This window comes from Leclercia sp. Marseille-Q4284 (genome assembly GCF_916618945.1).
GTDB lineage: Bacteria > Pseudomonadota > Gammaproteobacteria > Enterobacterales > Enterobacteriaceae > Enterobacter > Enterobacter tamurae.
This window is the reverse complement of record NZ_CAKAKG010000002.1, coordinates 625,716-638,249: the sequence shown is the minus strand read 5'-3', so window position 1 is coordinate 638,249 and position 12,534 is coordinate 625,716. Positions and strand designations below refer to the sequence as shown.

At 57.9% G+C, this 12,534-nt stretch carries 10 protein-coding genes; 7 read left to right on the top strand and 3 right to left on the bottom strand.

Translation table 11 applies throughout. The features are described from left to right. Positions 1-23: 23 nt before the first annotated feature. Positions 24-1,328, top strand: coding sequence for an isocitrate lyase (gene aceA, locus LG383_RS17750; RefSeq protein WP_225759812.1), 1,305 nt, complete (start codon positions 24-26; stop codon positions 1,326-1,328). A gap of 50 nt (positions 1,329-1,378) precedes the next feature. Continuing rightward, positions 1,379-3,106: a bifunctional isocitrate dehydrogenase kinase/phosphatase gene (aceK, locus tag LG383_RS17745; RefSeq protein ID WP_225759811.1), complete on the top strand. Its 1,728-nt coding sequence runs from the start codon at positions 1,379-1,381 to the stop codon at positions 3,104-3,106. On the opposite strand, the gene iclR is transcribed toward aceK, so the two are convergent. Next, positions 3,103-3,927, bottom strand: coding sequence for a glyoxylate bypass operon transcriptional repressor IclR (iclR, locus tag LG383_RS17740; RefSeq protein WP_146145521.1), 825 nt, complete (start codon positions 3,925-3,927; stop codon positions 3,103-3,105). The genes aceK and iclR overlap by 4 nt on opposite strands. Positions 3,928-4,121: 194 nt before the next feature. On the opposite strand from iclR, the gene metH reads away from it, so the two are divergent. The 5 genes from metH to rluF all read left to right on the top strand — a co-directional run bounded on the left by metH (position 4,122) and on the right by rluF (position 11,248). Continuing rightward, positions 4,122-7,805 carry a methionine synthase gene (gene metH / locus LG383_RS17735; RefSeq protein ID WP_225759810.1) on the top strand — a complete coding sequence of 1,228 codons (3,684 nt, stop codon included), beginning with the start codon at positions 4,122-4,124 and terminating at the stop codon, positions 7,803-7,805. A 176-nt stretch (positions 7,806-7,981) separates the two neighbouring features. Further along, entirely contained in the window at positions 7,982-9,613 is a 1,632-nt protein-coding gene (locus LG383_RS17730) for a Na/Pi cotransporter family protein (protein ID WP_225759809.1), read from the top strand. A gap of 95 nt (positions 9,614-9,708) precedes the next feature. Then, positions 9,709-10,002 carry a type II toxin-antitoxin system CcdA family antitoxin gene (locus LG383_RS17725; RefSeq protein ID WP_225759808.1) on the top strand — a complete coding sequence of 98 codons (294 nt, stop codon included), beginning with the start codon at positions 9,709-9,711 and terminating at the stop codon, positions 10,000-10,002. Next, complete coding sequence (locus LG383_RS17720) at positions 10,002-10,319, top strand: CcdB family protein (RefSeq protein ID WP_225759807.1); 318 nt, start codon at positions 10,002-10,004, stop codon at positions 10,317-10,319. The genes LG383_RS17725 and LG383_RS17720 overlap by 1 nt, the downstream gene beginning before the upstream one ends. Before the next feature lie 53 nt (positions 10,320-10,372). Then, positions 10,373-11,248, top strand: coding sequence for a 23S rRNA pseudouridine(2604) synthase RluF (rluF, locus tag LG383_RS17715; protein WP_106993909.1), 876 nt, complete (start codon positions 10,373-10,375; stop codon positions 11,246-11,248). On the opposite strand, the gene LG383_RS17710 is transcribed toward rluF, so the two are convergent. Both LG383_RS17710 and panS read right to left on the bottom strand, forming a co-directional pair. After that, positions 11,249-11,521, bottom strand: coding sequence for a DUF3811 domain-containing protein (locus LG383_RS17710; protein WP_106993910.1), 273 nt, complete (start codon positions 11,519-11,521; stop codon positions 11,249-11,251). Between the two features lie 63 nt (positions 11,522-11,584). Beyond that, positions 11,585-12,529: a ketopantoate/pantoate/pantothenate transporter PanS gene (panS, locus tag LG383_RS17705; protein ID WP_225759806.1), complete on the bottom strand. Its 945-nt coding sequence runs from the start codon at positions 12,527-12,529 to the stop codon at positions 11,585-11,587. Between the last annotated feature and the right edge of the window lie 5 nt (positions 12,530-12,534).

The window sequence follows — 12,534 nt, the reverse complement described above, 5'->3', positions numbered from 1 at the left end:
TAACAATAATGGAGCATCTGCACATGAAAACCCGTACCCAACAAATCGAAGCATTACAGAACGAGTGGACTCAACCGCGCTGGGAAGGCATTGAACGCCCGTATAGCGCAGAGGAAGTGGTGAAGTTACGCGGCTCGGTCAACCCGGAGTGCACCCTGGCGCAGCTTGGGGCGGCTAAAATGTGGCGTCTGCTGCACGGCGAATCGAAAAAGGGCTACATCAACAGCCTCGGCGCGCTGACCGGGGGGCAGGCCTTGCAGCAGGCGAAAGCGGGGATTGAAGCGGTCTATCTCTCAGGCTGGCAGGTCGCGGCGGACGCCAACCTGGCGTCCAGCATGTACCCGGACCAGTCCCTCTACCCGGCAAACTCCGTTCCGGCCGTGGTGGAGCGCATCAACAACACCTTCCGTCGTGCGGATCAGATCCAGTGGGCCTCCGGTATTGAGCCAAACGACCCGCGCTTTGTGGATTACTTCTTGCCGATTGTTGCCGATGCGGAAGCGGGCTTTGGCGGGGTACTGAACGCCTTCGAGCTGATGAAATCGATGATCGAGGCCGGTGCAGCGGCTGTTCATTTTGAAGATCAGCTGGCCTCAGTGAAGAAGTGCGGACACATGGGCGGCAAGGTGCTGGTCCCGACTCAGGAAGCGATCCAGAAACTGGTGGCGGCTCGTCTGGCCGCTGACGTGCTGGGCGTCCCGACGCTGGTGATTGCCCGTACCGATGCCGATGCGGCGGACCTGATCACCTCCGATTGTGACCCTTACGACAGCCAGTTTATTACCGGGGAGCGCACCAGCGAAGGTTTCTACCGTACCCATGCCGGCATTGAACAGGCTATCAGCCGCGGCCTGGCCTACGCCCCTTATGCGGACCTGGTATGGTGTGAAACCTCCACTCCGGATCTGGCCCTGGCTAAACGCTTCGCTGACGCCATCCATGCGAAATACCCGGGCAAACTGCTGGCCTATAACTGCTCCCCGTCCTTCAACTGGCAGAAGAACCTGGACGATAAAACCATCGCCAGCTTCCAGCAGGAGCTGTCGGACATGGGCTACAAATACCAGTTCATCACCCTCGCGGGTATTCACAGCATGTGGTTCAACATGTTCGACCTGGCGCATGCTTATGCCCAGGGTGAAGGCATGAAGCACTACGTTGAGAAGGTCCAACAGCCGGAATTTGAGGCCAGCAAACAGGGCTACACCTTCGCCTCGCACCAGCAGGAGGTGGGCACGGGCTACTTCGATAAAGTGACCACTATTATTCAGGGCGGCACCTCCTCCGTGACCGCGCTAACCGGGTCGACCGAAGAAGCACAGTTCTGATATTTTTCCCCTCTCCCCTCTGGGGAGAGGGTTAGGGTGAGGGGGAATCAATGTCGCGTGGCCTGGAATTACTGATTGCACAAACCATCCTGCAGGGCTTTGATGCCCAGTATGGTCGTTTCCTTGAGGTGACGTCCGGGGCGCAACAGCGCTTTGAGCAGGCCGACTGGCACGCGGTGCAGCAGGCCATGAAGCAGCGTATCCATCTTTACGATCATCACGTTGGCCTGGTGGTGGAGCAATTACGCTGCATCACCGGCCACACCAGTACCGATGCCGCATTCTTGCTGCGGGTGAAAGAGCATTACACCCATCTGCTGCCGGATTACCCTCGCTTTGAAATTGCGGAAAGCTTTTTCAATTCCGTCTATTGTCGGCTGTTTGACCACCGTTCCCTGTCACCGGAGCGGCTCTTTATTTTCAGCTCTCAGCCTGAGCAACGCTTTCGTGCTTTGCCGCGTCCGCTGGCGAAAGCATTTTTTCCCGATCACGGCTGGGAGGCGCTGTTAACCAAGGTGTTAGCCGATCTGCCCCTGCGTCTGCCGTGGCAAAATCGCCCGCGTGATGTCGGGTATATCATTGCTCATCTCTCGGAAACGCTCGGGACCGATAACCTGCAGAACTGCCATCTTCAAATCGCTAATGAGCTTTTCTACCGCAACAAAGCCGCCTGGCTGGTAGGTAAGCTGATTACGCCGGACGCCACGCTGCCGTTTTTGCTGCCCATTCACCGCAGCGATGAAGGGGAGCTGGCGGTCGATACCTGTCTGACCACCAGCGCCGAGGCGAGCATCGTTTTCGGCTTCGCCCGCTCCTATTTTATGGTGTATGCCCCGCTGCCGGGGGCGCTGGTAGAGTGGCTTCGGGAGATCCTGCCAGGTAAAACCACCGCCGAACTGTACATGGCGATAGGCTGCCAGAAACACGCCAAAACCGAGAGTTACCGGGAGTATCTGCACTATATCAACCGTGCTGATGAGCAGTTTATCGAGGCGCCGGGCATTCGCGGCATGGTGATGCTGGTCTTTACCCTGCCGGGGTTTGATCGGGTGTTTAAGGTGATTAAGGATAAATTCGCCCCGCAAAAAGAGATGACGGCCGCCCACGTGCGCGCCTGCTATCAGCTGGTAAAGGAGCACGATCGCGTCGGGCGAATGGCGGATACCCAGGAGTTTGAGAACTTCGTGCTCGACAAGCGGCAGATTGCGCCGGAACTGATGGCGCTGCTATTGCAGGAAGCGCCTGGCAAGATTACCGATCTGGGCGACCGGATCGCCATCAGCCATCTCTATATCGAACGGCGGATGGTGCCGCTCAATATCTGGCTGGCGCAGGTAGAGGGGCAGGCGCTTCACGATGCCATCGAAGAATATGGCAACGCTATCCGCCAGCTGGCGGCGGCCAACATCTTTCCGGGCGATATGCTGTTTAAAAACTTCGGCGTCACCCGGCACGGGCGGGTGGTGTTCTACGATTACGACGAAATCTGCTACATGACGGAAGTGAATTTCCGCCAGATCCCGCCCCCGCGTTATCCGGAGGATGAGCTCGCCAGCGAGCCGTGGTATAGCGTCTCGCCGGGGGACGTTTTCCCGGAGGAGTTTCGGCACTGGCTCTGCGCCGACCCGCGCATCGGAGCGCTGTTTGAAGAGATGCATGCCGATCTGTTTCGCGCTGACTACTGGCGGAGCCTGCAGACGCGCATCCAGAACGGGCATGTGGAAGATGTGTATGCTTACCGGCGCAAGCAGCGGTTTAGCGTCAGATACACGACTTAACGAATCCCACCATACGCCAGCGTCACTTCCTTCGCCGCTTTGATCACCAGCGCCCCCAACTCGGTCACGCGATCGTCGGTCATTCGCGAGATTGGCCCGGAAATGGAGATGGCGGCAAAGGGCTCGCGATGCTCGTCATAAATGCAGGCGGCAAGACAGCGCAGGCCGAGGGCATGCTCTTCATCATCAAAGGAGTAGCCGCGCTTGCGCGTCAGGGCTAAATCCTCTTTCAGATGCAGTGGGGAAACCAGCGTCGCGTGGGTATAAGCATGTAAGCCTTTGCGGTGCAGCAGCCCGGTGACCTGCTCCTCGCTGAGCTGGGAGAGGAACGCTTTTCCTGCCCCGGAGGCGTGCATCGGCAGCTTGCCGCCAATCGGCGCAGACATGCGCATCAGCTGGGTGCACTGCACCTGGTCGATAATAATCGCCTGGTGATCGCTCTGGTCGAGCACCGCCAGGTTGACCGTCTCCCCGGAATCTTCCATCAGCTTGCGCAGGATCGGATGGACGATGGCGAGCAGGTTTCGGCTCTGCAAAAAGCTGCTGCCGACGATAAACGCGTGAGCACCCACGGACCAGTGTCCCAGCTCGCCCACCTGACGGACAAAGCCCAACTGCTGCATAGTGGTGAGCAGGCGATGGGTAGTGGAGTTCGGCAGGCCTGCCTGCTGGGCCAGCTCGGTGAGCGCCACGCTGCTGTGCGACTCGGCTATCCACTCCAGCAGTTTAAGGCCCCGCGTCAGGGACTGGACTTGTCCGCCCGGCTGGGCGGTTGCGGCGGCAGGTTTTCTGCCGCGTTTAGCGGGAACGGTGGCAACCATGACAGGCTCCTTTTTCTGTATCGTGGAAATCATTTTCGTTTTATTTGGCTGTTTTGCAACCGCTATCCTTACTGATCGGAGGAGTTATAGTGAACATGTCTCATGTTACCGCGGTGTGACTTTTCCCCTTTGCAAGATTATGCCAGTATGGTCTGCTGGCCTTTTGGCCTGGTTGAGCGTTGTCGGGAGCAAGTGTGAGCAGCAAAGTAGATCAACTTCGTGCGCAGTTAAATGAACGCATTCTGGTGCTGGATGGCGGTATGGGCACCATGATCCAGAGCTATCGTCTGAGTGAAGACGACTTTCGCGGCGACCGCTTCGCCGACTGGCCCTGCGATCTGAAAGGTAACAACGACCTGCTGGTGCTCAGCAAGCCAGAGATTATCGCCGCCATTCATTACGCCTATTTCGAGGCGGGTGCGGATATCGTTGAGACCAACACCTTCAACTCGACAACCATCGCCATGGCGGATTACCAGATGGAATCCCTGTCGGCGGAGATCAACTACGAGGCGGCCAAACTGGCGCGTGCCTGTGCCGACGAGTGGACGGCCCGCACGCCAGAGAAACCGCGCTACGTTGCCGGGGTACTTGGCCCGACCAACCGCACCGCCTCTATCTCACCGGATGTGAACGATCCGGCGTTCCGTAATGTCACCTTTGACCAGCTGGTGGCCGCGTACCGCGAGTCGACCCGCGCGCTGGTGGAAGGCGGTTCCGATCTGATCATGATCGAGACGGTGTTCGATACCCTCAACGCCAAAGCCGCAATCTATGCGGTTAAAGAGGAGTTCGACGCCCTGGGCGTGGACCTGCCGATCATGATCTCCGGCACCATCACCGATGCCTCGGGCCGTACCCTTTCCGGGCAGACCACCGAGGCGTTTTACAACTCCCTGCGCCATGCCGATGCCCTGAGCTTCGGCCTGAACTGCGCGCTGGGGCCGGACGAACTGCGCCAGTATGTGCAGGAGCTGTCCCGTATCGCTGATTGCTACGTGACCGCCCACCCGAACGCTGGCCTGCCGAACGCCTTTGGTGAATACGATCTCGACGCCGCGACGATGGCGGAGCAGATCCGCGAGTGGGCAGAGTCCGGGTTCCTGAATATTGTCGGCGGTTGCTGCGGTACCACGCCAGAGCATATCGCCGCCATGAGCAACGCCGTGGCGGGGCTGCCACCGCGTAAATTGCCCGAGCTGCCGGTTGCCTGCCGCCTTGCAGGCCTTGAACCGCTGAACATCGGCGATGACAGCCTGTTTGTGAACGTCGGGGAACGTACCAACGTCACCGGCTCCGCGAAGTTCAAGCGCCTGATCAAAGAAGAGAAATACAGCGAAGCGCTGGACGTTGCCCGCCAGCAGGTAGAGAGCGGCGCGCAAATTATCGATATCAACATGGATGAGGGGATGCTCGACGCCGAAGCGGCGATGGTGCGTTTCCTCAACCTGATTGCCGGTGAGCCGGACATTGCCCGCGTGCCAATTATGATCGACTCCTCAAAATGGGAAGTGATCGAGAAAGGCCTGAAGTGCATCCAGGGCAAGGGCATCGTCAACTCCATCTCGATGAAAGAGGGGGTTGAGCCCTTTATTCATCACGCCAAACTGGTGCGCCGCTATGGTGCCGCCGTGGTGGTGATGGCCTTTGATGAAGTCGGCCAAGCCGATACCCGTGAGCGCAAAATTGAGATCTGCCGCCGCGCGTACCAGATTCTGACCGAAGAGGTCGGCTTCCCACCGGAAGACATTATCTTTGACCCGAACATTTTTGCCGTTGCGACCGGGATTGAAGAGCACAACAACTATGCCCAGGACTTTATCGGCGCCTGCGAAGACATCAAACGCGAGCTGCCGCATGCCCTGATCTCCGGCGGTGTCTCCAACGTCTCGTTCTCGTTCCGCGGTAACGACCCGGTGCGTGAGGCGATCCACGCCGTGTTCCTCTACTACGCCATCCGTAACGGGATGGATATGGGGATCGTCAACGCTGGTCAGCTGGCGATTTATGACGACCTGCCAGCGGAGCTGCGCGATGGCGTTGAAGACGTGATCCTCAACCGTCGCGACGACGCCACCGAACGCATGCTGGAGCTGGCCGAAAAATATCGCGGCAGCAAAGCTGATGACAGCGCCAACGTGCAGCAGGCGGAGTGGCGTTCCTGGGACGTGAAAAAGCGTCTCGAATATTCGCTGGTAAAAGGCATCACCGAGTTTATCGAATTGGATACCGAAGAGGCCCGCCAGCAGGCCGCGCGTCCGATTGAGGTGATTGAAGGCCCGCTGATGGACGGCATGAACGTGGTGGGCGATCTGTTCGGCGAGGGCAAAATGTTCCTGCCGCAGGTGGTTAAATCCGCCCGCGTAATGAAACAGGCGGTGGCCTATCTGGAACCTTATATCGAAGCCAGCAAAGAGAAAGGCTCCAGTAACGGCAAGATGGTGATCGCCACCGTGAAAGGCGACGTGCATGACATCGGCAAAAACATCGTCGGCGTGGTGCTGCAGTGTAATAACTACGAGATTATCGATCTGGGCGTGATGGTTCCGGCGGATAAAATCCTCAAAACCGCGCGGGAAGTGAATGCTGACCTGATAGGCCTCTCCGGGCTGATCACCCCGTCGCTGGACGAGATGGTCAACGTGGCAAAAGAGATGGAGCGCCAGGGCTTTACCCTGCCGCTGCTGATTGGCGGCGCGACTACCTCGAAAGCGCACACCGCAGTGAAGATCGAGCAGAACTACAGCGGGCCGACGGTGTATGTGCAGAACGCCTCGCGCACGGTGGGCGTGGTTTCGGCGCTGCTGTCGGCAACCCAGCGGGACGACTTTGTTGCCCGAACCCGCAAAGAGTACGAAACGGTGCGTATCCAGCACGCACGTAAAAAGCCGCGTACCCCGCCGGTTACCCTGGCCGCGGCACGCGACAACGACCTGGCCTTTGACTGGTCAAGCTATACGCCGCCGGTTGCCCATCGTCTGGGCGTGCAGGAGGTGACGGCCAGCATCGAGACCCTGCGCAACTACATCGACTGGACGCCGTTCTTTATGACCTGGTCGCTGGCCGGAAAATACCCGCGCATTCTCGAAGATGAGGTGGTGGGTGAAGAGGCCCAGCGCCTGTTTAAAGACGCTAATGACCTGCTCGATCAGCTCAGCGCTGAGAAAACCCTCAACCCGCGCGGCGTGGTAGGGCTGTTCCCGGCCAACCGCGTGGGGGATGACATCGAAATCTATCGCGATGAAACCCGCACCCATGTACTGACGGTCAGCCATCATCTGCGTCAACAGACCGAGAAGGTCGGTTTCGCCAACTATTGTCTGGCCGATTTCGTCGCGCCGAAGCTGAGCGGCAAAGCGGACTACATCGGTGCCTTTGCCGTCACCGGTGGGCTGGAGGAGGACGCGCTGGCGGAGGCCTTTGAAGCGCAGCACGATGATTACAACAAAATCATGGTTAAAGCGATCGCCGACCGTCTGGCCGAGGCCTTTGCCGAATACCTGCATGAGCGGGTGCGTAAAGTGCACTGGGGCTATGCGCCGAACGAGAACCTCAGCAACGAGGAGCTGATCCGCGAGAACTACCAGGGCATTCGCCCGGCGCCAGGCTACCCGGCCTGCCCGGAACATACCGAGAAAGGCACCATCTGGCAGCTGCTGGATGTTGAAACCCATACCGGGATGAAACTCACCGAGTCCTTCGCCATGTGGCCGGGGGCGTCGGTCTCCGGCTGGTATTTCAGCCATCCTGACAGCAAGTATTATGCTGTGGCGCAGATCCAGCGCGATCAGGTGGAGGATTATGCTCAGCGTAAAGGGATGAGCGTTTCTGAAGTTGAGCGCTGGCTGGCACCGAATCTGGGGTACGACGCAGATTAAGGTCACGTTTCCTTACAACAAACAGGGCACCTACAGGGTGCCCTGTCTCTTTCTTACGTTTGACCCCTTATACTTGAGAAGAGCTCAGGTCAGGCGTAGGCCGGATAAGCGAAGCGCCATCCGGCGTTTCTGGCATGGGCTTAAGGAACTGATAACGAAAAGGAGAACCTACATCCGTGCTGACTCTGCTACATCTGCTTTCTGCCGTGGCGTTGCTGGTCTGGGGCACGCACATTGTCCGTACCGGCGTGATGCGTGTTTTTGGTGCCCGTTTACGTACCGTCCTCAGCCGCAGCGTTGAGAAAAAGCCGCTCGCCTTCTGCGCCGGCATTGGCGTGACCGCGCTGGTGCAAAGCAGCAACGCCACCACCATGCTGGTCACCTCATTTGTGGCTCAGGATCTGGTGGCGCTGACCCCTGCGCTGGTGATTGTCCTTGGCGCTGATGTCGGCACCGCCCTGATGGCGCGGGTATTAACCTTCGATCTCTCCTGGCTGTCGCCGCTGCTGATTTTCATCGGCGTGATTTTCTTCCTTGGCCGCAAGCAGACCCGCGCCGGACAGCTGGGACGCGTGGGGATTGGCCTTGGGCTGATTCTGCTGGCGCTGGAGCTGATCGTCCAGGCCGTCACCCCTATCACCCAGGCCAGCGGCGTTCAGGTCATTTTCGCCTCGCTGACCGGCGATATCCTGCTGGATGCGCTGATTGGCGCGGTGTTTGCCCTGATCAGTTACTCCAGCCTGGCGGCAGTGCTGTTAACCGCCACACTCACCGCGGCGGGGATCATCTCCTTCCCGGTGGCGCTTTGTCTGGTGATTGGCGCCAACCTTGGCTCCGGCCTGCTGGCAGTACTCAACAACAGCGCCGCTAACGCTGCAGCCCGTCGCGTGGCGCTCGGCAGCCTGCTGTTCAAGCTGGTGGGTAGCCTGGCCATTCTGCCGTTCATTTATCCGCTGGCGAATCTGATGGACAACCTGCCGCTGCCGAAATCGGAGCTGGTGATCTACTTCCACGTCTTCTACAACCTGGTGCGCTGCGTGGTGATGGTGCCCTTTGCCGGCGTGATGGCGCGGTTCTGTGAACGGATTATCCGCGATGAACCCGAGCTGGATGCGCGCCTGAAACCCAAGCATCTGGACACTTCAGCCCTGGATACCCCGGCGCTGGCACTGGCCAATGCCGCCCGGGAAACGCTGCGCATGGGCGATGCCATGGAGCAGATGCTGGAGGGGCTGAAAAAGGTGATGCACGGCGAACCGCGAGAAGAGAAAGAGCTGCGCAAACTCGCGGATGACATCAACGTGCTCTATACCGCCATCAAGCTCTATCTGGCGCGGATGCCAAAAGATGAGCTGGCGGAGGAGGAATCCCGCCGCTGGGCGGAGATCATCGAGATGGCACTCAACCTTGAGCAGGCCTCTGATATTGTCGAGCGCATGGGAAGTGAAATCGCGGATAAATCGCTGGCGGCTCGCCGGGCGTTTTCCCTCGAAGGCGTTAAAGAGCTGGATGCGCTGCACGATCAGCTGCTCGCCAACCTGAAGCTGGCCATGTCAGTCTTCTTCTCCAGCGATCTGGCCAGCGCCCGTCGTCTGCGCCGTAACAAGCACCGTTTCCGCATCCTCAACCGCCGCTATTCCCACGCGCACGTTGACCGGCTGCACCAGCAGAACGTGCAAAGTATCGAGACCAGCTCCCTGCATATGGGGCTGCTGGGGGATATGAAGCGTCTCAACTCCCTGTTCTGCGCGGTGGCGTACAGCGTGATGGAGCAGCCGGATGAAGATGATGGCCGGGATGAGTATTAATCTGGATAACGCCTCGCAGAAGTGAACTGCGGGGCGTGACGACAGTCCTCTGGCACGCTACCGTGAAGCCCTTATTTTCCCGGAGGGTATAGAAAATGCTCATTTACTACGCTACGCTGCAACACATCATGCGCATTGCTACGGGAGTTATTATGCGCACCAGACCAGGCATTAAAAAATCTGTGAATGTCTCTCTGTCGCCAGAGGTACTGGAGCATGCACGTCAACTTAACATCAACCTGTCCGCAGTTTTGACCGAAGCGTTGATGGAGAAATATCGTGAAAATAAACGGGCGGAGTGGTTGCAGGACAACACCTCTTCTATAGAAGCGGTTAATCAGTGGGTAGATGAAAACGGCTCATTCAGTGATTTTCAGCGATCGTTCTGATGGAACAGTTCTTCGCGTACCAGAATAAAGGACCCGGTAAAGGAGTTTATCCTTATCTGATTAATCTTCAGCACCCGATAGCCAGTGTGTTGAAGCATGTGCTGGTGGTGCCAGCGATCGAATTAGCTCAATTGTCAGGCAATAAACCACCTGCCAAAATTTGTCCTGTTGTCGACATAGCCGAAAAGCCACATGTGGTGATGACGCATATGATGGCGGGGATCCCGGCAAAGGAGGTCGGAGAGCGTATTGCTGATTTAACCCATGAACGAACCGCGTTACGGGATGCTCTCGATTTTCTCATCAATGGATACTAACCCATTTTTGTTGCCCGCAACCTAAGGTATATTTCGCCTCTACAGGAGAAATTATGCTGCCAACTCAATCCACCCGATTAAACAAATACATTAGCGAGAGCGGGATCTGCTCGCGTCGCGAGGCTGACCGTTACATCGAACAGGGCAACGTGTTTATCAATGGTAAACGCGCCACCATTGGCGATCAGGTCGCTCCTGGCGACGTGGTCAAAGTGAATGGTCAACTGATCGAGCCCCGGGACGAAGAAGACCTGGTGTTTATCGCGCTGAATAAACCGGTTGGCATTGTCAGTACCACAGAAGATGGCGAGCGGGACAACATTGTCGATTTCGTTAACCACAGCAGCCGTATCTTCCCGATTGGCCGTCTGGATAAGGACTCCCAGGGGCTGATTTTCCTCACCAACCACGGCGATCTGGTGAATAAGATCCTGCGGGCCGGTAACGACCACGAGAAAGAGTACATCGTCACGGTCAACAAGCCGGTCACGGACGACTTTATTCGCGGGATGGGGGCGGGCGTGCCGATCCTCGGTACGGTGACGAAAAAGTGCAAGGTGAAGAAAGAAGCGCCGTTCGCGTTTCGTATCACCCTGGTTCAGGGCTTAAACCGCCAGATCCGCCGCATGTGCGAACATTTTGGTTTCGAAGTGACCAGGCTGGAACGTACCCGCATCATGAACGTTAGTCTCTCCGGCATCCCGCTGGGTGAATGGCGCGATCTGACCGGGGATGAGTTGATTGAGCTGTTTAAGCTGATCGAGAATTCGTCCTCAGAAGCGAAGCCGAAAGCGAAGGCAAAACCGAAAACGCAGGGCATTAAACGCCCGGTGGTTAAAGCCCCGCAGGGGGAAGAGAAAAGCAAAGCCAAACCGGCCGGGAACGGAAAACGCTTTACCCAGCCAGGGCGCAAAAAGAAAGGGCGCTAATCAGCGCCTTCCACGGGTTGGGGTACTGGCCGACCAGGAAAACGTTGCCTCTTTATCCACTTTATAAGCCTGCTCTTTTTTAAGTTTGCGGGCTTTTTTGGCTTCCACTTCACGCTGAGCCATCAGTTTATCGATGTACTCTTTTTTAACGTGATTGGTTTCGGCGTTGGTCAGCAGTCGGCCATGGGCGATACGGGCGCGATCGAGCAGGGTTTTCAGTTCGCGCTGCTCGCTTTCCGTCATCTCTTTCTGGGTCAATCTCGGTGTGGACATACCTGAAGCCTCCTGTGGACGAGGCTTCAGTGTAAAGCATGCCTTCGCTGTCGCGAAGCTGAATTAACTTTCCTTCACCACATCGCGTTTCTTTTGGTCATCGATCGGCTTACCCGACCAGTAACCTGCCAGCAGCGAGCCGGACAGGTTATGCCATACCGAGAACAGCGCGCCCGGCAGTGCCGCCAGCGGCGAGAAGTAGATTTTGCCGAGCGCCGCGGCCAGGCCGGAGTTCTGCATCCCCACCTCAATCGCCAGCGTGCGGCAGGTGGATTCGTCAAAGCCGAACAGCTTCCCGCCCCAGTAACCGCCCAGCAGGCCGATAGTGTTGTGCAGCACCACGGCGATAATCACCACAAAACCAACCGAGGCGATATGCGCCGCAGAACCGGCCACCACGGCGCTGATGATCGCCAGAATACACAGCATTGAAAATGCCGGCAGGTACGGCTCCACGGCTTTCACCAGCCGCGGGAAAAGGTGGTGGATAACCAGCCCCAGCGCAATCGGGATCACCACGATCTGCAGAATGCTCAGCAGCATCCCCATCACATCCACCTGAATGTGGGCATCCACGTACAGACGCGTCAGCAGCGGGGTCGCCACTACGCCCACCAGCGTGGAGACAGAAGAGATGGTCACCGACAGGGCCACATCGCCTTTCGCCAGATAGATCATCACGTTGGAGGCCGTCCCGCTGGCGACGCTGCCCACCAGTACCATCCCGGCGGAAAGGTCCGGCGGCATCTTAAAAGCAATAGCCAGCAACCATGCCGCCAGCGGCATCACCAGGTAGTGCAGGAAAATCCCCGCCGCGACCGGTGCCGGGCGTGACAGCACGCGTTTAAAATCGTCGATTTTCAGGTGTACGCCCATGCCGAACATGATCAGCATCAGCAGCGTGGTGACCCACGGGCCAATAGGGGTAAAAGTGGTTGGGGTGTAATACGCTAATACAGAGAGCAGCAGCGCCCATAACGGGAACAGCCGGGTGATGGCGGATAACATACGGA

Coding starts and splice junctions, on each gene's coding strand:
- aceA (WP_225759812.1), top strand. CDS start 24: ATGAAAACCCGTACCCAACAAATCGAAGCATTACAGAACGAGTGGACT.
- aceK (WP_225759811.1), top strand. CDS start 1,379: ATGTCGCGTGGCCTGGAATTACTGATTGCACAAACCATCCTGCAGGGC.
- iclR (WP_146145521.1), bottom strand. CDS start 3,927: ATGGTTGCCACCGTTCCCGCTAAACGCGGCAGAAAACCTGCCGCCGCA.
- LG383_RS17725 (WP_225759808.1), top strand. CDS start 9,709: ATGCTCATTTACTACGCTACGCTGCAACACATCATGCGCATTGCTACG.
- LG383_RS17720 (WP_225759807.1), top strand. CDS start 10,002: ATGGAACAGTTCTTCGCGTACCAGAATAAAGGACCCGGTAAAGGAGTT.
- rluF (WP_106993909.1), top strand. CDS start 10,373: ATGCTGCCAACTCAATCCACCCGATTAAACAAATACATTAGCGAGAGC.
- LG383_RS17710 (WP_106993910.1), bottom strand. CDS start 11,521: ATGTCCACACCGAGATTGACCCAGAAAGAGATGACGGAAAGCGAGCAG.
- panS (WP_225759806.1), bottom strand. CDS start 12,529: ATGTTATCCGCCATCACCCGGCTGTTCCCGTTATGGGCGCTGCTGCTC.